17 protein-coding genes, 1 other RNA gene, 1 pseudogene and 1 other annotated feature are annotated in these 19,308 nt (G+C 30.5%); of the genes and pseudogenes, 14 read left to right on the top strand and 5 right to left on the bottom strand.

Annotated elements, in window-relative coordinates:
* The first annotated feature begins 58 nt into the window (after nucleotides 1–58).
* Nucleotides 59–439 carry a hypothetical protein gene (locus Q0649_RS13825; RefSeq protein WP_298843099.1) on the top strand — a complete coding sequence of 127 codons (381 nt, stop codon included), beginning with the start codon at nucleotides 59–61 and terminating at the stop codon, nucleotides 437–439.
* A gap of 477 nt (nucleotides 440–916) precedes the next feature.
* Nucleotides 917–1,420, top strand: coding sequence for a hypothetical protein (locus Q0649_RS13830; protein ID WP_298843102.1), 504 nt, complete (start codon nucleotides 917–919; stop codon nucleotides 1,418–1,420).
* 126 nt (nucleotides 1,421–1,546) lie between these two features.
* On the opposite strand, the gene Q0649_RS13835 is transcribed toward Q0649_RS13830, so the two are convergent.
* A complete protein-coding gene (locus Q0649_RS13835; protein WP_298843105.1) occupies nucleotides 1,547–2,479 on the bottom strand; it encodes a DUF475 domain-containing protein in 933 nt (310 codons plus the stop codon).
* A 254-nt stretch (nucleotides 2,480–2,733) separates the two neighbouring features.
* Nucleotides 2,734–2,787 (top strand) — a sequence feature (sodium ion sensor (DUF1646 type); this cis-regulatory element may regulate processes involved in with the transportation of sodium ions).
* 110 nt (nucleotides 2,788–2,897) lie between these two features.
* On the opposite strand from Q0649_RS13835, the gene Q0649_RS13840 reads away from it, so the two are divergent.
* Nucleotides 2,898–3,920 carry a DUF1646 family protein gene (locus Q0649_RS13840; protein ID WP_298843108.1) on the top strand — a complete coding sequence of 341 codons (1,023 nt, stop codon included), beginning with the start codon at nucleotides 2,898–2,900 and terminating at the stop codon, nucleotides 3,918–3,920.
* Between the two features lie 227 nt (nucleotides 3,921–4,147).
* Complete coding sequence (locus tag Q0649_RS13845; protein ID WP_298843111.1) at nucleotides 4,148–5,170, top strand: DUF1646 family protein; 1,023 nt, start codon at nucleotides 4,148–4,150, stop codon at nucleotides 5,168–5,170.
* Nucleotides 5,171–5,254: 84 nt separating this feature from the next.
* On the opposite strand, the gene Q0649_RS13850 is transcribed toward Q0649_RS13845, so the two are convergent.
* Both Q0649_RS13850 and Q0649_RS13855 read right to left on the bottom strand, forming a co-directional pair.
* Complete coding sequence (locus tag Q0649_RS13850; protein WP_298843114.1) at nucleotides 5,255–5,773, bottom strand: ABC transporter permease; 519 nt, start codon at nucleotides 5,771–5,773, stop codon at nucleotides 5,255–5,257.
* A 61-nt stretch (nucleotides 5,774–5,834) separates the two neighbouring features.
* Nucleotides 5,835–6,983, bottom strand: a complete 1,149-nt coding sequence (locus Q0649_RS13855; protein ID WP_298843117.1) for an efflux RND transporter periplasmic adaptor subunit — start codon at nucleotides 6,981–6,983, stop codon at nucleotides 5,835–5,837.
* A 286-nt stretch (nucleotides 6,984–7,269) separates the two neighbouring features.
* On the opposite strand from Q0649_RS13855, the gene Q0649_RS13860 reads away from it, so the two are divergent.
* Nucleotides 7,270–7,452 (top strand): hypothetical protein, encoded by a 183-nt coding sequence (locus Q0649_RS13860; RefSeq protein WP_298843120.1) that lies wholly within the window; start codon nucleotides 7,270–7,272, stop codon nucleotides 7,450–7,452.
* Nucleotides 7,453–7,504: 52 nt separating this feature from the next.
* On the opposite strand, the gene Q0649_RS13865 is transcribed toward Q0649_RS13860, so the two are convergent.
* Nucleotides 7,505–8,785, bottom strand: coding sequence for a glycosyl hydrolase family 18 protein (locus Q0649_RS13865; protein ID WP_298843123.1), 1,281 nt, complete (start codon nucleotides 8,783–8,785; stop codon nucleotides 7,505–7,507).
* A 276-nt stretch (nucleotides 8,786–9,061) separates the two neighbouring features.
* Between Q0649_RS13865 and Q0649_RS13870 the strand changes: the two genes are divergently transcribed.
* The 7 genes from Q0649_RS13870 (at nucleotide 9,062) to ssrA (ending at nucleotide 18,058) form a co-directional block, all read left to right on the top strand.
* On the top strand, nucleotides 9,062–10,411 hold the full coding sequence (locus tag Q0649_RS13870) for a glucose-6-phosphate isomerase (RefSeq protein WP_298843126.1): 1,350 nt from the start codon (nucleotides 9,062–9,064) through the stop codon (nucleotides 10,409–10,411).
* Nucleotides 10,412–10,444: 33 nt separating this feature from the next.
* Complete coding sequence (locus Q0649_RS13875; protein WP_298843129.1) at nucleotides 10,445–10,885, top strand: YaiI/YqxD family protein; 441 nt, start codon at nucleotides 10,445–10,447, stop codon at nucleotides 10,883–10,885.
* A gap of 319 nt (nucleotides 10,886–11,204) precedes the next feature.
* Nucleotides 11,205–13,211 (top strand): triple tyrosine motif-containing protein, encoded by a 2,007-nt coding sequence (locus Q0649_RS13880; RefSeq protein ID WP_298843132.1) that lies wholly within the window; start codon nucleotides 11,205–11,207, stop codon nucleotides 13,209–13,211.
* Between the two features lie 117 nt (nucleotides 13,212–13,328).
* Entirely contained in the window at nucleotides 13,329–14,045 is a 717-nt protein-coding gene (locus tag Q0649_RS13885; RefSeq protein WP_298843134.1) for a 16S rRNA pseudouridine(516) synthase, read from the top strand.
* A 545-nt stretch (nucleotides 14,046–14,590) separates the two neighbouring features.
* The gene (gene rnr / locus Q0649_RS13890; protein WP_298843137.1) at nucleotides 14,591–16,783 is read left to right on the top strand and encodes a ribonuclease R; all 2,193 of its coding nucleotides are present in this window, start codon (nucleotides 14,591–14,593) and stop codon (nucleotides 16,781–16,783) included.
* Nucleotides 16,784–17,012: 229 nt separating this feature from the next.
* Nucleotides 17,013–17,480: an SsrA-binding protein SmpB gene (gene smpB, locus Q0649_RS13895; protein ID WP_298843139.1), complete on the top strand. Its 468-nt coding sequence runs from the start codon at nucleotides 17,013–17,015 to the stop codon at nucleotides 17,478–17,480.
* A gap of 225 nt (nucleotides 17,481–17,705) precedes the next feature.
* Nucleotides 17,706–18,058, top strand: a transfer-messenger RNA (tmRNA) gene (gene ssrA / locus Q0649_RS13900).
* A gap of 14 nt (nucleotides 18,059–18,072) precedes the next feature.
* On the opposite strand, the gene Q0649_RS13905 is transcribed toward ssrA, so the two are convergent.
* Complete coding sequence (locus tag Q0649_RS13905) at nucleotides 18,073–18,249, bottom strand: hypothetical protein (protein ID WP_298843142.1); 177 nt, start codon at nucleotides 18,247–18,249, stop codon at nucleotides 18,073–18,075.
* Nucleotides 18,250–18,298: 49 nt separating this feature from the next.
* Between Q0649_RS13905 and Q0649_RS13910 the strand changes: the two are divergent.
* Together Q0649_RS13910 and Q0649_RS13915 are read left to right on the top strand one after the other, a co-directional pair.
* Nucleotides 18,299–18,445 (top strand): annotated as a pseudogene (locus Q0649_RS13910) (tyrosine-type recombinase/integrase); the annotation flags it as partial.
* Nucleotides 18,438–19,308 (top strand): IS91 family transposase (locus tag Q0649_RS13915; protein WP_298843147.1); only part of this gene is annotated, 871 nt, incomplete at its 3' end. The pseudogene Q0649_RS13910 and the gene Q0649_RS13915, both read left to right, overlap by 8 nt.

Below are 19,308 nucleotides of genomic sequence, written 5' to 3' on the forward strand. Positions count from 1 at the left end.
GTTAGTATGACTGAATTATTATCAATGCTTACAACTACATTATACGAGGGGGCTAATAATGAGACAGGTTAGTGTTAAAGGGGTAGTATTTAAATTATTATCGTGGGATTTTGTTGAAGACGGAGATATGGGAGGTATATATTTTTTAGTACCTAAAGGAATTTACAATTATGTAGACGGGGGAAACAATGGAGCTTATGTATGGGTCGATGATAAGTATCCAAACTATGATAGAGCTAGAGCAGCGTGTTCTTGCTTTGATGTAAATGGAGTTACTGAAGAAAGGTTTATGGAGCGCACACTTCAAGATATAGTACAGGGAGCAGCTGAGTTTGTTAATTTTAATATCTCTAAGATAAATCCGTTTTTTACTAGCATAAAACCATCAGTTGATGATGAATTTAATCCATTTGTTGATACAGAAAAGTCTCTATTCTGATATAAGAATGGAGGAAGCCTAACTGAATGTTAGTTTGACGAATACTTAATTCATATTTTACGGCTAAGGTATTCAATAGATATTATACATTTGATATGGTACGGTCCAATAACAGCAAAAGTTTTTTAAAATCTATTATGGACATTCTGATTCTAAAATAATTCTATTAAGTTTTAAATGGTCTAAATATCACAAATAATATAAATAAAAAGAATAATAATAACCTTAAAAACAACCATTTACTAATTGAAGATAATATTAAAGAGTAGAGTGGGAATAAGCTGTTTAGGTTACAAACCATTGAAAAACCTAGATATATTAATAAAATAAGATGATTAAGAGTGGTTATGATTTATGCTATTAAAAAGCCACATTATAACCACTTTTTTAATGCTTTCAATAAAAAAATTAAACGTTTTCTTTATAGTATACATAAAACTTTTGTAATTTGAATATAAATTATCGGGGTGAGAATTTATGAATAAGCTAAGTTTAAGAAATAGATTTTTAAAAGTAAGTGATAAATTTAGAACAGGTGATTTTAATTTAATTACAGTAGCGACCATAATTGACGAAATAAGATATTCGGTAGGGGAACTCACTTCAAATGAGGTGAGGGTATTATTAGAAATACCAATTAGTGTTTTAAAAGATGATGTCTCATTAAAAAATGAGGTTCTCTGGTGTAGGGAGAATAAGGATTATTTCGCAGGTAATTTATGTATAGAAGATGATTTTGGAATGGACTTAAGGAAAAAAGTTTTAGAGTGTAGCTGTGATATTAGTGATATGTTGCAGTCATTAGAATATGTAAAAGATAATTACAATAGATTAATTAATAGACATGGAAGAAACATAGAATTAATATTAAGAAATCCAGAGGTAACACTAAGGGAAGATTGTATCATAGTTAATGAAGATAAATTTAGAAGTAAGGGAGAGTTATTTTCTAAATATATAGATAAGGCAGTTAACTTATAAATAATATTCTAGTATCATATTTAGAATAAATATGAGGCATATTAATTAAAATTTTAAGAAATAGGAGCAAGAAAATTCAAGCTCCTAATTTTTTTTGTTGATAAAATATGAATTTTGGATATTAGACTATTCAGATGTTAAATTATTTTTAGCATAAACTTTTGATTTAAAGAAAAAGAATAATATTATTAATATTGTTACTGTAGGCGTAACATATTCTGGTATTTCTATTTTAAACCCTTCAAGGATCATCACCACACCAAGGCATAGTATTGAATACATTGCTCCATTTTTAAGAAAAACATATTTTTTAATGTTCTCTATATTACCCATGGTGAGTTGCCTTACAACAATTGCACCTAGGCCATTTCCTAAAATTATGAGTGGTACTGACGTTGTAAATGCAAAGGCTCCCAATACACCATCAATGGAAAAAGTCATATCAATTATTTCTAAATATAATATCTTACTTATATCAGACATACCACTTGTATTACTCAACAATTGTTGTTCATTTGATTCTGCGTTCTTTTTAAATCCATCAGTAATAAAAAACGCTGAAGAACCGATTACAGCAGATAGTGCCAATGCTGAATCCTGTTTCATAGCTAGAGCGACAATTATAACTAAAATCACAGAAACTAGTGCATAAAACCATGCGCCATGTTTTATAAAAAATTCTTCGCATGGAAGCCCAAAGTGCTTATCTTCAATAAATAGCCAGTGAAGAAATAGGAATAGTAAAAATACTCCGCCGCCAAGCATCAGAATAGGTGTGGAGAGCTCAAATGATTCTTTTATATGTGGATCATTTGAAAAAGTGGCAGTAAGGGCTCCTATGGGACCGAGTCCTGGATTAGTTACCCATACAATAAGCCAAGGTAACATACCTCTTACAATAAAGACTGCAAATAATATACCGTAGACCAGAAACCATTTTTTTGCTTTTTCAGACATGGTTCCAAGAACCTCTGCATTTATTACAGCATTATCAATGCTGGATACTATTTCAAATACACATAGACCTATTATGATAAATAATATGGACATAAATCCCATTTAGACAAAACTCCTTCCAAAATTAAATACATGCTTGTACTTATGTATTATAAACTATTGATACATATTCCTTTAATACTATTCTTTCATTCATAGAAACATATTATACAATACTAAAACTTAATTAGCCATATATAACTTTTAATGATTAAGAGCAGTATATTTTAACTTAATATAATAGTATGAATTTTTGTGTGAAATGCAGTTGAGTTAATATAAAATTTATGATATAGTTAAGATATAATATAGTTATCGGTTGGACAAACGAAAGTTTGATTCCAAGAAATTTGTTTCTAGGGTGGGAAACTCTTATTTGAGTGTTCCACCCTATTATTTTTTGTCTTAAAAATATATAAAATACATTTTATTGCATATTACTAATTTGGGAATGAGATAATAAAAAAAGGACGTGATAATTATGATCTATATATTAATTTTTCTTTTAGCAATAACTTTTATATTACCAATTGTGTCGAAAAAAGTAGAAGCAAATCTTGAAATTTTTCTTTTTACTATTGGTGTATTAGCAGCCGTTACTTCTGGTGTTATAAGTAGAGCATTTTTACTTACTATAGCTCAGAATAAATTCATGTATTTTATAGCATTTGCTGTTTTAATAGGTGGATTTTTGTTTAAAGCACTAACTACTCATATAAATAATGCATTAGAACATATTCTAAAACGTATTCCATTAAGGATTTTTATATTTTTATTAATAGTAATTATAGGGCTTTTGTCAAGCGTAATAACTGCAATTATAGCTGCTCTTTTATTAGTAGAAATAGTTAGTATACTCCCAATTAGTAGAAAAAATAAAATAAATATTAATATAATTTCATGCTTTTCAATTGGATTAGGGGCAATATTAACACCAATAGGAGAGCCGTTATCTACAATTGTAGTTTCTAGGCTTGGATTGAATTTTTGGTCGCTTTTAGATCAACTTGGTATTTATATAATTCCTGGCATAATAATACTTGGAATTATGGGAGCAGGGTATGGATCAAAGGAAAAGGGTAAATTAGATAACAATGAAGAGATTGTTATAGGTGAGACAAATAAATTAATAATTATCAGGGCAATTAAAATTTTTCTATTCATTATTGCATTAGAACTACTTGGAGAAGGATTTAAACCGATAATTGAGGCTTATATATTACCACTTGATACTCGCTATTTGTATTGGGTTAATATGTCGTCAGCGGTATTAGACAATGCAACGCTTGCAGCAGCTGAAATAAGCGTTAAGATGTCACCAGAACAAATTAAAGCTGTGTTAATAGGATTACTTGTCAGTGGAGGAATAATGATTCCAGGTAACATACCAAATATTATTTCCGCGGGTAAATTAAAAATTACAAGTAAAGAGTGGATTAAGGTGGGTGCTCCAATCGGAATTACTATTATGCTCATATATTATATTGTCTTATTTGTATTTTAATGATTTTTGTATTAAAAAAGACCATCCATTTGCTCTAATATATATGTTAGTGTAAATGGATGGGTAAACTTATATTAAGACCCGAAGAGTAGGCTATTGGTCAGCTGAATCCAGGTGGTAAAAATTGAATTAATATAAATTTTATGGTATAATTTTAATAATATTTTAACCGGTGGACAAGCTAATGTTTGATTCATTATAACTTTTAACAAAAGGACGTGATAATAATGCTTTTTATATTAATTATTCTTTTAGTAATAACATTCGTGTTACCACTTATATCAAAAAAAGTAGAAGGTAATCTAGAAGCTTTTTTATTTACTATTGGATTATTAGCTTCTATTACTTCAGGTGTATTAAACAAAACGTTTTTACTCAGTATTGCTCAAAATAAATTCATGTATTTTATAGCCTTTGCTGTGTTAATAGGTGGATTTTTGTTCAAAGCATTTAATATCCAAATAAAAATAGGATTAGAGCATGTTTTAAACCGTATTCCATTAAGGATTTTTGTGTTTTTGTTAGTAATAATTATAGGACTTTTATCGAGTGTAATAACAGCAATTATAGCTGCACTTCTATTAGTAGAGATAGTTAGTATACTTCCAGTTAGTAGAAAAAATAAAATAAATATCAATATAGTTTCATGTTTTTCAATTGGGCTAGGATCAATATTAACACCAATAGGCGAGCCGTTATCGACAATTGTAGTTGCTAAACTTGGACTTAGTTTTTGGACTCTTTTAGATCGACTTGGTATTTACATTATTCCTGGTATATTAATACTTGGTATTATTGGAGCATTGTATGCCTCCCTAGATAAAACTAAAATAACGAATGATGAGGAAGAGCTTGAAGACGAAACAAATAAATTGATTATTATAAGAGGAGTTAAGATCTTTCTATTCATTATAGCATTGGAACTACTTGGAGAAGGATTTAGACCAATAATTGATAAATATATAATAACTCTAGATTATCATTATTTGTACTGGGTTAATATGTCTTCAGCAGTGTTGGATAATGCAACTCTTGCAGCTGCAGAGATAAGTGTTAAAATGTCACAAGTACAAGTTGAAGCCGTGCTTCTTGGATTGCTTATTAGTGGTGGAATGATGATTCCAGGTAATATACCTAATATTATTTCTGCTGGTAAATTAAAGATTACAAGTAGTGAATGGATTAAATTAGGAATTCCATTAGGACTTATTATGATGGGTATATATTATGTTGTGTTATTTGTTATATAAAACATTGAACAATTTCTAACTAAAAAACAGATGAGGATTTATTCTCATCTGTTTTTTAGTTGCATATAAGTAGTTAAAAGTGTATTATTCAAACCTTAATGCTTCTATTGGATTTAATTTTGATGCTTTATTTGCAGGGTAAATTCCGAAAATCAATCCTACTAAAACTGAAAATAAAAAAGCACCAATTACTGTGCTGCCTGAGATTACAATAGAGGTAGCAAAGAATGTTTTGCTAATATAGGCGCCACCATAGCCGATTAACACTCCTAAAATACCTCCAATACCACTTACAATAGAGGCTTCAATTAGAAATTGTGCAAGTATAGCTCTTCTTTTAGCGCCGATTGCTTTCCTTGTTCCTATTTCCTTAGTTCTTTCAATTACGGAAACAAGCATGATGTTCATAATACCAATTCCTCCAACTAAGAGCGATATAGCTCCAACCCCGCTAAGCATGTTACTCATACTTTTAGTAGTTGAAGTAGCTGTAGTAAGTAAACTTGTTTGACTTAATACCCTATAATCAGCATCGGTAGTTGTACTAGTAGCCAAATTTCTAAGACCATATTTCTTATTTAGAAAGATTTTTAAATAAGACATTGCTGTATCTATTTCTGCTTGGCTTTTTGCTTCGACATAGTAGGTACTTATCTTGGAGGTTTTAAGCAATCTCTGTGCTGTGGACTAATTTACTATTCGATTCTGATGTCGATGACGTGCTATTGCTTTGCTGATTATTTGAAGTTGAATCATTTTGAACTCTTACATATTTTTTACTATTGCTTTCAACTAAAGCTTCCTCTGGTATTACAATTGCGCTCTCTTTACTTTTTACTGCAATTGTAACATTTGCATTCATACCAAGTCTTATTCGAGTTGGTTTACTAATGCTCACAACAACATCATATGTAGTCGTATTATCAGTGGTGGTACCAGTTTGTGCTATTGTTTCAACAATGCCTGTGAAAGTTTTTCCAGTTAGTGCATCAAATTTTATAGTGGCTTTCTGACCGGTAGACACTGAGGAAACATCTAATTCATTAACGGAGACTTTAACTTTCATTGTATTCATAGCGGTCACTGTAAGTGAACTCTTACCGCTTTGACCTGAATCTCCATTAGCATTATTCACAGCTGTGACAAGACCTCCTATGGGGGATGTTACAACCTGATTCGCAACTATAGTATTTGCACTTGATAGATCTGAGGTAGCATCTGTTATTGAATCTTTATCATCTAATATTTTGTCAGTAGTATCAGTTATAGATTTTTCATCGGATGTTATTTTATTATTAGCATCACTTATAGACTTATTATCGGATGTTATTTTATTTGAATCAACTTTAGAAGCATTTTCATCAGTTGAGAGTTGAGCTTTTGCAGTAGTTAGTGCAGCCTCATCAGTTGTAAGTTGTGAGTTTGCAGAAGTAAGATCACTTCTATCACTTGTAAGTTGTTTATTTGCTTTCGTTAATTTTCTGGATGCTGTAGTTACATTTTTCGTTAGATTAGAACTTGATGAAACAAAAAGTTTTTGTGATGCAGTTACAGTATCACCAACTTTAACAGTCAAACCTGATATGGTACCATTATTATTAGGCGATATAGCTGATGAGGTGCCAGCATAAGCAGCGCCTGTACCTTGGATAGTTTTTGATATATCCATAGTCTTAACGGTTGAAGAATAAAATTTTGTGGTTGTAGCCGTGGAAGTTTTATTAAAAAATTGATTATATCCGAAGTAACTGCAGGCGCCAATCACAATCACAACTATACCTATTATTAGTGCTTTAATCGTTTTACTTTTCATTATTTGCCTCCATGTAAACGTAGTCTGTTCCTTCTAATTTATTCAATAATATGATTATAACTTGAAATATTGGCATAAATGTCTATTAAATGTGTGAACAATATGTGAGTGTTATTAGCTTAACAACATATAAAGAGGTGAGTATAATTTAATATTTTAGAATAATGTCGAATATGAAAACTGAATTCAAAAAAGTTAAATAATTTGTCGTTTGATGCAATTTGGTGTACAATAGATGTATAAGATTGGTTTTATATGAGAATTGTTTTTTCGGAGGATGGTATATATGAATAATATAAAAAATAATAAGTTAGGTATAGCTATATATAAATATATGAATAAGAGTAAGGTTTTAGAAAAAAATAAAGATTATAAAAAAGTAGATAAAATTTATATAGATGATAATTTTAAGATGAATTTAAACCAACGTTTTATAGATTTAGATTCGTTAGATAAAAGAGTAATATAGAATATTATAATAAGAAAAGGTATGATAAATTGATTTATCATACCTTTTCTTATTATAGTAATTTTCTAACGTTGAACAATGAATTTTGAACTAGCCACGCTTGAGGAAAATATTTTCCGATTGTCCAATAGCTTACTCCACCTAGATTGTATTTAGCAGCGGTCATAAGCTTAGCGTTCATACTTCTGGCATCTTCAAACCAAACTACATGTTCCTTTTTATTAGCATCATAGTAATTAAAAAATGGAGCCTGAGAAGTATAGTCATATTTAATAGATGCATGCATTTTACGTGCAAGATCTACTGCTTCCACATTGCCAAGAGCCTTTGCTTTAGTACCTTTTACATAAGGTAGTGTCCAATCATAACCATAATTAGGTATTCCCATAAAAATCTTTTTACTTGGGATTACTGTGATAGCATAATCAAGAATCTTTTTTACCTCATTAAGAGGTGAGACTGCAAGTGGTGGGCCAGATGTATATCCCCATTCATAAGTCATCAGTATAACATGGTTTGCAAGAACTCCATGAACGGGGTAATCATGAGCTTCATAAAGTAATCCTTTTATATCGCCAGAGGGTTTAGGAGCTAAGGCAGTAGTAACTGAGTAGCCCAGTGGTTTTAGGTTAGTTACGGCTCTACGTAAAAAGGCGTTATAGTTTTCTCTATCTTCTGGGAAGATGTATTCTAAGTCTATATCTAAACCATAATAATTCTTGCTTTTTAATGTACTGCTTATGTTACTAAAAAATGTATTTTGTATACTTTGATTTGTGAGTATGGTATGAGCAAGGTTACTATCAAATCCGCCACCTTCTTTTAAGTTGGTAATTACCATCATGGGAGCTACATTTGCTCTTCTTGCAGCCTCGATTAAAGGAGTATCATTTATACCTTTTAGTGTTCCATCCGGCTGAATTTGATAACTAAATATACTTAGGTATGTGAGGCTAGGAAGAGTTTTTGCAAGAACATCCATATTTGTTCCAGGAAGAGCATATGCATTAACTTCAATAAAACCTAATTTTTGAGTTTCTGGTGGTATATTAATAATCTGACCAGGGTAAATTACAATAGAACTATTAAGTATAGGATTAGCAGCATACAAAGCAGCAATACTTGTGCCATAGGTTTTAGCTATTCCATAAAGGGATTGTCCAGGAAGAATTCTGTGTTTACGAGTTCCTTGTAATATTACAAGTGTTTGGCCTACGACTAGTTCATTTGGGTTTGTAAGTTCATTATCACTAGCAATTTTATTGTATGAAACTCCATATAATTTTGAAATTTCATATAAGTTTTCTCCACTTTTAACAACATGAATAATCAAAAAATCACACCTCATAAAGTAATATAATTCAATATATGCGACTTAACACAAGTAGGTACTTAATATATCTATTCTTATTACATAAAAATTTGTAAAAAATGCAAAAGTTTATTTAAAAACTTGATTTATTTCTTTGAATAAACTAAAATTATTGTATGTTGTTTTAACAAAGTCATATCATAAATAATAGTTAATAATTTTATTTGAAATAGGGCAATACAAGGAGTAAATGATATAACAATTATTTTATATCATATATAACAAGGAGGAATATTAATGAAAAAAATTTTATCTTTAGATTTAAGTAAAACAGTTCCATATTTGAATGAACATGAAATCTCATATTTGCAACCAATGGTATCTACTGCACACAAAATGCTAGCAGAGAAAACAGGTGCGGGAAGTGATTTCTTAGGATGGATAGACCTTCCTGTAAATTATGATAAAGCTGAATTTGCAAGAATTAAAAAAGCCGCAGAAAAAATAAAAGGTAATTCCGAAATTTTAATAGTAATTGGAATAGGTGGATCATATCTAGGAGCTAGAGCAGCTATAGAAACATTATCTCATAGTTTTCATAATAGTCTATCAAGTGATAAGAGAAAATCTCCTGCAATATATTTTGCTGGAAATAATATAAGTTCTACATATATGGCAGATTTAATAGATGTTGTAGAAGGAAAAGATTTTTCTATAAATGTAATATCAAAATCTGGAACTACAACAGAACCAGCTATTGCTTTTAGAATATTTAAAGGATTATTAGAGAAGAAATACGGAAAAGACGGAGCAAAAGAAAGAATTTTTGCGACTACTGATAAAGCTAGAGGAGCTCTAAAAAAATCAGCAGATGCAGCAGGTTATGAAACCTTTGTAATTCCAGATGATATTGGAGGAAGATTCTCAGTACTTACAGCAGTAGGTCTTTTACCAATAGCAGCAGCAGGGATTAATATTGATGAGATGATGAAGGGTGCAGCAGATGCAAGAGAAATATATAACGACGACGATATAAATAATAACGATTGTTATAAATATGCAGCAGCTAGAAATGCACTATATAGAAAAGGCAAAGTTACAGAAATCTTAGTAAACTATGAGCCAGCACTTCAATGTTTTGGTGAGTGGTGGAAACAACTTTGTGGTGAAAGTGAAGGAAAAGATCAAAAGGGAATATTCCCAGCATCCGTTAACTTCTCTACAGACTTACATTCAATGGGACAATATATTCAAGAAGGCGTAAGAAATATATTTGAAACAGTTATTAATGTAGAAAAGCCAAGAAGAGAAGTTGTAGTGAATGAGGAAAGTGGAGATTTAGATGGATTAAACTTTCTAGCTGGTAAAACTATGGATTTTGTTAATAAAAAAGCTTTTGAGGGAACAGTACTTGCTCATAATGATGGAGATGTACCTAATATTATTTTAAATGTACCTACTTTAAGCCCATATAATTTTGGACATATGGTCTACTTCTTTGAAAAGGCTTTAGCAATAAGTGGATATTTATCTGGTGTGAATCCTTTTGACCAACCAGGAGTTGAAGCATACAAAAAAAATATGTTTGCTCTTCTTGGAAAAGCAGGATATGAAGATATTAAAGCAGAACTTGAAAAAAGACTTTAAAGAGATGGGAAAAAATAAAATGAGGCAAATTATATGAGAATTATTGTAGATGCAGACGGATGCCCAGGTAAACATTTAATAGAAAAGGCAGCTAAGGACAACTCTATAGAACTCATTATGTTTTGTGATATTAATCATGTACTCAGTAGTGATTACGCCTCAATAAGGTATGTAGATAGTGGGTTTCAAACTGTTGATATGAAAGTAGCTAATGAGGCGAAGCCAAGGGACATAGTGATTACTCAAGATTTTGGAGTTGCTGCTATGGTTTTAGCTAAAGGCTCGTATGCTATTGGACCTAAGGGGCATATATATGATGATGGTAATATTGATAAATTGTTGTTTGAGAGACATTTATCTGGTAAATTAAGACGGAGTGGTGGTAAAACATTCGGCCCTAAAAAACGAACAAGTGAAGATGATGATAAACTTTATAACAATTTAATTAAACTTATTTTAAAAGCCAACCAATAACATTAACATGATACGTGTATGACATTTAAAATATAAAAAATAGCTAGCAATGGAATAAGATGGACCATGTGTTAAGGACATTTTAGAAATTGCTAGCTATTTTTATTAATTTTAATATAACAAATATTACCAAAATTAGTTATAAATCTTAAAAAATAGTCACTATTAATTAAAGTTTATGTCTATAAATAAAAGAAAAAAAATGTAATATATACTGTTACATATAATGGAAATATAGTATAATATATTATTATAGAGATAAATTTTAAGAAAAATGATTTAGGGTTAAATGCTTATTTATAAAGGTGGGTAAATTTAAATGAATGAAATGAATATATTATTTAGTTTAGATGATGCCAAGCAAGAATATAAAGAAATTGAAATCAGTGTTGAAAATGAATTAGAAAATAATTTGGAGTACAAATTTCTTGTAGGCCTCGATGGAACATGGACTATTTTAAAAAAATCAAGTGAAACAAGCGTTGCTATTTGGAATCCAGAAGCGGATGGGAAGTACTCTGTAATGGTACAAGCTAAAAGAAAAGAAAGCAATAAGCCTTTTGATTTTATGTCAAAAACAGATTACATAGTTGGAGAGACACACATCAAGCTAATTAATGATATTTACATAGACAAGATGGAAATAATGGTAGGCGAAATAATTACCTTAACAGTAGATGCAGGTAAGTTACCTATTATGTATAGATATTGGGTAAATGAAAATGATGATTGGAAGCTTGTAGCGGATTACTCACCAAAAAATATAATTACATGGACATCAAAATACTCCGGAGAAAAAGAGTTTTTGGTAGAATGTAAGAATCTAAATTCTGAAAATATGTTTGACGATTCCATGAGTATACAATTTAATGTACAAGCTAGACAAGCGTTAGAAATTATGAGTTTCAAATGTTTAACTGAAAGTATATTACAAGGCACGGAGATAGTTTTTGAGGTAGAGTCAAAGTATGATGATAATAGAATGGTCTTATATAAATTTGTGAAAATCGATTGTAAGAGAAACAGTATTTGTATACAAGACTATTCAAGTAAGAAATTAGTTAGTTATGTTGAAATGAATAGCGGCTATTATAAGCTACTATGTATGGTGAAGGATACGTTTTCGCTTAAGGAGTTTGATGATAGAGCATTAATTTATTATAACGTAGATCCATATGAGGAAATAAAGATACACAGTTTTACTAGCGATTTAAGTTCACCACAGTTATGTGATACACCTATTATTTTTAAGTGTATTGCTAAAGGCGGAACAGAGCTAATTTATAAATTTGACATTAGTGGAAAATGCCTTGAAGATTCTGGTTATAAAAAAGAAAATTCATATATATGGACACCGAAAGAAGCAGGAGATTATAAAGTAACCTTATGCGTAAAGGATGTGACTTATAAGGGTAAATATGAACAAAAGGAATCTCTTAGTTTTATTATTGAAGATAAGAGTAAAGAAGCTGTGATTATCGAGGATATTATAATAGACAAGAAAGGGATTGTGCTAATAGGTGATCAACTTCATTTAACAGTCAAAGCAACAGGAGGAGATTCATTAAGATACAGTTTTGTAGTTTTTAAGGATGAGAAAGAGACAGAAAAAATAGAATTTGGGATACGTGATTTTGTAGATTTTACTCCAGAAGAGAGTGGAGATTTCAAACTGGACGTAAGAGTAAAAGACAAATATTCAAAGAATGAGTTTGATGTTTGCAAAAGCCTATATATTAAAGTATTAGAATGCATACCAGCTAAAATAGACTATGTTCTAATGGATAAAAACAAATACTATATGGCTTGCAATACAATTCCTGTTGAGGTAATAGTAGGAAATACAAGAGATACACTTATAAATTATATTTTGAAAATAGATGGTAAAGTAGTTGAACAAACAGGATTTATAGAAAATAAAAATTATGAACTTAAACCTAAATGTAGTGAAAATTATGTAATAGAAATACTTGCAAAAAATAAATTAAGTACAAGTGCATATGATAGTATAAAAGAGGTAAAAATTCAAGTGCATACAACTCTACCTGTAACGGGTACAAAGATTTTATGTGTCAATAAAGATTTAAAAGTAAATAAAACTATAACATTTAAGTCACAAAGTATGGATGGGAAAGATGTTGTATATGAGTTCTATCTTATGAAAAAAGGAAATTGGAGTTTAGTACAGAAATTTGGGAAAAAAGACGATTATAGTTTTATACCTTTAGCCAAAGGTATATACAGAATGTTAGTCTTGTCAAAAAGTTTTTATAAGAGTATTTCCTATGAAGACTATGATATAATAGGGGTTGAAGTTAAAGAATAAATTTAAAACAGCTTTTAAAGCTGTTTTTTTATAATTAAAATACTTATACTAATTATACAGCTCCACAGGAGATGGTTTAATTAAAAAACTAAAGACTAGTCGAGGAGATGAATGCTAATGGACAGAATAGACAAGATATTGTCAAATTTAGGTCATGGAACAAGAAAAGAAGTAAAGGCATTATTAAAGAAAAAAAAAGTAGAGGTTGATGGGGTAATAGCAACTGATAGTGCTATGAAAGTAGATCCGGAAAAGTCTGTAATAAAGGTGTCAGGTGATGAAATTAACTATAGAAAATACATATATTTAGTTATGAACAAACCAACAGGCGTAGTTTCAGCTACAGTAGATAGAAATGACGAGACTGTAATTGATTTAATAGATGATGAGTACCGTGCGTTTAAACCATTTCCTATTGGAAGACTTGATAAAGATACAGTAGGACTACTGCTAATTACTAATGATGGTGAATTAAACCATAAATTGATTGCACCTAAGAATCATGTTGATAAAGTATATTATGCAGAAATAAATAAATTTATAGATGCAAGTGACATAAAGGCCTTTAAGAAGGGCATTGTAATAGACGACGGATATAAATGCATGCCAGCGGAATTAGAAGTGTTAACTGCAAATGAAAACGGATCAGAGGTAATGGTTACTATTCAAGAAGGTAAATTCCATCAAGTGAAAAGAATGTTTGAGAGCGTAAATAAAAATGTTATGTTCTTAAGAAGAGTTAGTTTTGGACCATTAAAATTAGATATAGATTTAGCTGAAGGCCAATGTAGAGAATTGTCGGAAAGTGAGATAGAATTATTGAAACAGGTGTAATTTAATTAGAAATATTATATTATATGACAAAAATAAACAAATTATAAATCTAATATATTCATTTTACAAATTATTTACAATGAAATTAGTGAAAAACACTTGCAAACATAAGTAAAATTCAATATAATTAAGGTGTAAAGATAAATAGAGAGATAAATAGCCCCCTTTTTATTTATTATAGAGCAGCCCAACCCCAAGGGTTGTTCTATTTTGTAAAAAAAAGTCGATTTCTGTTAAGAAATTCTAATATAATATGTTTAGATAAAACACCCCCATTGAATATAACTATTTAATGGGGGTGTTTTTTATAGAAGATTAGGGAAGTATATAATCACATAGTATATACTAGATGCAGTTTTTAGATTATAATAAAGTGAGCAATTATAGAAGTACATGAATAAATTATCATAATAACATTAAAAACTGGAGCAATAATAAATAATTTTTAGAATAATTTATAAACACATTAGTATAAAAATTATATTGATATAAAAATTAAACATGTAGAAATTAAAACGTGTAGCAATTAAATAGGAGGAAACCTAATGGATATAAAAGAAACTTTAATAAGTTTTATGACGGAGCAAGCATACAAGCCTATGAATATAGCAGAACTAGCTAGAGTGTTTGATATTAAGAAAAAAGACATGAAGGGTTTTACTGCTTTATTATCTGAAATGGAAAAAAATGGTGATATAGTTAGATCAAAAGCTGAATATTATGGTATACCAGAGAAGATGGGTCTTGTAGTTGGTAAATTTCAAGGTCATCAAAGAGGGTTTGGATTTGTAATACCAGAAACAGAAAGACCGGATGTATTTATTCCGGCAGACAATGTAAATGGAGCAATGAATGGTGATAAGGTTCTTGCAAAAGTTTTAAAAGAAGAAAACAATGGTAAAAAATGTGAAGGTGAAATTGCAAAAGTAATAGAAAGATCTAATAAAACGATAATAGGAACTTATCAGGATAGTAATAACTTTGGGTTTGTAGTAGCTGACGATAAGAGAATCGCTCAAGATATATTTATTCCTAAATCTGAAAGACTTGGTGCAAAAACAGGGCAAATAGTAATAGCTGAAATAACTCAGTGGCCAGAACAAAAAAGAAACCCTGAGGGAAAAATTATCGAAATACTTGGTAACAAAGGTGACGCAGGTATTGATATATTATCTATAATTAAAAAACATAAACTACCAGAGGAATTTCCAGAGGCTGTTGAAGATTATACAGAAAACATATCTGATGAAATTCCAAAGGAAGAATATGAAAGAAGAAGAGATTTAAGGGATCTACGTATGGTAACCATAGATGGCGAGGATGCTAAAGATCTAGATGATGCAGTATCCATCGAACTTTTAGATAATGGTAACTATCGTTTAGGAGTCCACATAGCAGATGTTTCTAACTATGTTAAGGATAAAAATCCTTTAGACAAAGAAGCTCTAAAAAGAGCAACTTCAGTATACTTAATTGATAGGGTTATACCAATGCTTCCTAAAAAATTATCCAATGGGGTTTGTAGTTTGAATCCTAAAGTGGATAGGTTAGCACTTACTTGTTTTATGGAGATAGATAAAAATGGAAAACATGTAGATCATGAAATAGTGGAAAGTATTATAAAAACTAACGAGAGAATGACTTATACTGACGTTACGAAAATACTTACTGATAAGGATGAAGAAGTAATTAAAAGATATGACTATTTATATGAAGACTTTAAACATATGGAAGAGTTATGTGCCATTCTTAACAAAAACAGGATGAATAGGGGCGCTATAGATTTTGATTTTACTGAGTGTAAAATAATATTAAATGAGAACGGAAAACCTATAGATATTGTACCTTACGAAAGAGGTATTGCAAATAGAGTAATTGAGGAATTTATGTTAGCGGCTAATGAAACTGTAGCTGAACATTTTTTCTGGCTAAATGTACCATTTGTATATAGAATTCATGAAGATCCAGACGAAGAAAAATTAATGCGTTTCAGTGAATTTGCACATAATTTAGGATATGCTGTAAAGTGGGGAAAAGAGGTTCACCCTAGAATGCTTCAAGATATTTTAGGAAAAGTTAAAGGACAGAAAGAAGAAATGGTAGTAAGTACTTTGCTTCTTCGTTCTATGATGAAAGCAAAATATTCATCAGAATGTAGTGGTCATTTTGGTTTGGCTGCTAAGTATTATTGTCACTTTACATCACCAATTAGAAGATATCCAGATTTAATGATCCATAGGATTATTAAAGAGGTTATAAATGGTGGATTAAGTGATGCAAGAATAGAAAGACTAAAAAAAGAAGTCGAAATTGCAGCTAAACAATCATCAGATATGGAAAGAGTAGCTATGGAAGCTGAAAGAGACGTTGATGACTTAAAGAAAGCAGAGTATATGAATGAGAGAATTGGTCAAGAATTTGATGGTATTATTTCATCAGTAACTAATTTTGGATTATTTGTTGAACTCCCTAATACTGTAGAAGGGTTAGTTCATATGACTACTTTAGATGATGATTATTATGTCTTTGATGAAAGACATTTAACCCTTATTGGTGAGAGAACTAAGAAAATGTACAAATTAGGAGAAGAGGTAAGAATAATAGTTAGTAAAGTTGATCTAACTTCTCATGAGGTTTATTTTGATATAATTAAAGATGAAGATGAGCATGAAAAAGACTCAGATGATTATTCAGTTAGTCAACTAAATGAACTTATAAAGGATGATTCAACAAAGTAAGAAGATTATGTTGTAGAATAATCTTAATATAAGTAGATAAGAATAGAAAATATAAGAATATAAGAGAGGAAAATTTCCTCTCTTATATTCTTATATATATGGATTATTTTGTGAAAACAATCTATATATTCTTGAAAAAAAGCACTATATATAGTATAATAATAGTTATTAAACACAACAATATAAGGTACTCTTATACTATATTAATAAGAATAAAGTAGGTGAAGTTATGATAAAGAAAACAGAAAACAAGACACTTGCGCAAAATAAAAAAGCAAGACATGATTATTTTGTAGAGGAAGCAATGGAAGCTGGTATAGAGCTTGTTGGTACAGAGGTGAAATCCATTAGAGCTGGTAAAGCGAACTTAAAAGATAGTTTTGCAGATGTTATAAATGGAGAAATATACGTTAAAAATATGCATATAGGCCATTATGAGAATGGTAATCAATTTAATGTTGATCCATTAAGAGCAAGAAGGTTATTGCTTCATAAAGAACAAATACTTAAACTAGGGTTGTTCACAGCTCAAAAAGGTTATACACTGGTTCCATTAGCTCTTTATCTTAAAGATACTAAGGTAAAAGTCAATCTAGGTGTTGTTCGTGGTAAGAAGGATTATGATAAGAGAGATGCAATGCTAGAAAAAGATGCTAAGAGAGACATGGATAGACAAATAAAAGAGAGAATGAGATAAAGTCTAATAATGAACTTAGATTCCATAATATTAGCACTTGATAAAGAATATAATATGGTGTATTATTAGGTCTATAGTCATTAACATAGTAAAGTAGCTAAGATTACTATCTAATTGATATATGAGCTACAAAAATTTAGAAAATATAGCTTTGCGTTATATATGTAATAATGATTTTATATTATTACAGTGCAAAAGATTTAAACTTAATCTTTTCACATCTTAGGGGGCGTACTTGGTTTCGACGGGGGTACGTTGTATCGAGGAAGCGAGCTGAGGGAACCTATGGACCCGCATTAAAAAACTATTGGAACAATTTAAACGCAAACGATAATTTACAACTAGCAGCTTAGACTGCTACGTCTTACCTTAGAGTACCGCGGCTTAGGATAGGGCGACGACAGCGGTGAACCGAGTCTGGGAAAGCTTTGACCTGGAAACGGAAAATATGAAGCTACTAAAACTTAAACCTGGTCAGTAGGGGTTAGGTAGAGGGAATGTTAAATTATTGACTACGCTCGTAGATGCCTAGGTGTTGCTGCCTTCGGACAGGGGTTCGACACCCCTCGCCTCCACCATATTTAGCAACGTTTCAAGATGGTTTGACATCCAATTTGACATCCATCTTTTTTACAATGGTATTAAGTTTATCAGCAGAATTATCTTTCATATTAGATAATATATGCTGATATTTTTTTGTCATATTTGTATCTGCGTGTCCCAATCTTGCAGCAGCCTCCTTGTCAGTTACACCTTTTTTTAACATCATAGTGGCATTAAAGTGGCGATAATGGAGATCTCTCCATTATCGCCATTGTTTTGCCACGCATTTGTTAGAGTCTGGAACAGATATATGTTATATCCAAAGATTGTTAGGACATACTCAATTAAATACTACAACTATCTATTTACATCTTAGGAGGCTGGATTTACTTCTAGATAAAAAAGGTGAACAAGATGATTGAGATTCAAGACATATTTAATCAATTTGGCGATGAATATAGAAGAAAGCATAAGCTGCCGCTACATATATTAAAAACTATGATTGCTATTGAGTCTTGTAGAACAGCTGAACTCGGTGGTCATGTGGATGAATGTAATGAATGTGGGCACATAAGAATATCTTATAATTCTTGTAGAAATAGGCATTGTCCTAAATGCCAAACTTTAGCCAAAGAAAGATGGCTTCAAAAAAGAAAAGAAGATTTATTACCCGTAGGGTATTTTCATATAGTTTTTACTATACCCCAAGAACTCAACTTTATAACACTTACAAACCAAAAGGAAATGTATTCTATACTATTTAACTCTGTTTCTGAAACTCTACTTGAACTATCAAGAGACAAAAAATATTTAGGAGCAGAAATTGGTTTTATGAGTATCCTTCATACGTGGGGTCAAAACCTTATGAAGCATCCTCATATTCATTGTATAGTCCCAAGTGGTGGATTAACATTTGATGGTACAAGATGGATAAATTCAAAAAAAGATTTTTTTATTCCAGTAAAAGTCTTATCAAGAAAGTTTAGAGGTAAATTCTTATTTTATCTTAAAAAAGCTTATCAAAGTAATGCTCTTAAATATACTACTGGAATTCAGGAATTAACAGAAAAGCATATATTTCATAGCTTCATAGATAAGTTATACAAAAAGGAATGGGTTGTATACTGTAAACCCCCTTTCGGGAGTGCAGAGCACGTGCTTGAGTACCTTGGTAGATATTCTCATCGAGTTGCTATATCCAATCATAGAATTGTGAATTTGGAAAATGGGTATGTAACATTTAAGTGGAAAGATTATAGAGACAATAATAAAGAAAAATTTATGA

The organism is uncultured Clostridium sp., from assembly GCF_937920395.1.
GTDB lineage: Bacteria > Bacillota > Clostridia > Clostridiales > Clostridiaceae > Clostridium_AD.

What these genes read in the sequence shown, in the direction of transcription:
- Q0649_RS13825 (WP_298843099.1), top strand. Translation starts at nt 59, where the DNA reads ATGAGACAGGTTAGTGTTAAAGGGGTAGTATTTAAATTATTATCGTGG.
- Q0649_RS13845 (WP_298843111.1), top strand. Translation starts at nt 4,148, where the DNA reads ATGCTTTTTATATTAATTATTCTTTTAGTAATAACATTCGTGTTACCA.
- Q0649_RS13875 (WP_298843129.1), top strand. Translation starts at nt 10,445, where the DNA reads ATGAGAATTATTGTAGATGCAGACGGATGCCCAGGTAAACATTTAATA.
- Q0649_RS13835 (WP_298843105.1), bottom strand. Translation starts at nt 2,479, where the DNA reads ATGGGATTTATGTCCATATTATTTATCATAATAGGTCTATGTGTATTT.
- rnr (WP_298843137.1), top strand. Translation starts at nt 14,591, where the DNA reads ATGGATATAAAAGAAACTTTAATAAGTTTTATGACGGAGCAAGCATAC.
- Q0649_RS13855 (WP_298843117.1), bottom strand. Translation starts at nt 6,983, where the DNA reads ATGAAAAGTAAAACGATTAAAGCACTAATAATAGGTATAGTTGTGATT.
- smpB (WP_298843139.1), top strand. Translation starts at nt 17,013, where the DNA reads ATGATAAAGAAAACAGAAAACAAGACACTTGCGCAAAATAAAAAAGCA.
- Q0649_RS13840 (WP_298843108.1), top strand. Translation starts at nt 2,898, where the DNA reads ATGATCTATATATTAATTTTTCTTTTAGCAATAACTTTTATATTACCA.
- Q0649_RS13870 (WP_298843126.1), top strand. Translation starts at nt 9,062, where the DNA reads ATGAAAAAAATTTTATCTTTAGATTTAAGTAAAACAGTTCCATATTTG.
- Q0649_RS13880 (WP_298843132.1), top strand. Translation starts at nt 11,205, where the DNA reads ATGAATGAAATGAATATATTATTTAGTTTAGATGATGCCAAGCAAGAA.
- Q0649_RS13860 (WP_298843120.1), top strand. Translation starts at nt 7,270, where the DNA reads ATGAATAATATAAAAAATAATAAGTTAGGTATAGCTATATATAAATAT.
- Q0649_RS13905 (WP_298843142.1), bottom strand. Translation starts at nt 18,249, where the DNA reads ATGATGTTAAAAAAAGGTGTAACTGACAAGGAGGCTGCTGCAAGATTG.
- Q0649_RS13830 (WP_298843102.1), top strand. Translation starts at nt 917, where the DNA reads ATGAATAAGCTAAGTTTAAGAAATAGATTTTTAAAAGTAAGTGATAAA.
- Q0649_RS13885 (WP_298843134.1), top strand. Translation starts at nt 13,329, where the DNA reads ATGGACAGAATAGACAAGATATTGTCAAATTTAGGTCATGGAACAAGA.
- Q0649_RS13850 (WP_298843114.1), bottom strand. Translation starts at nt 5,773, where the DNA reads ATGTCTTATTTAAAAATCTTTCTAAATAAGAAATATGGTCTTAGAAAT.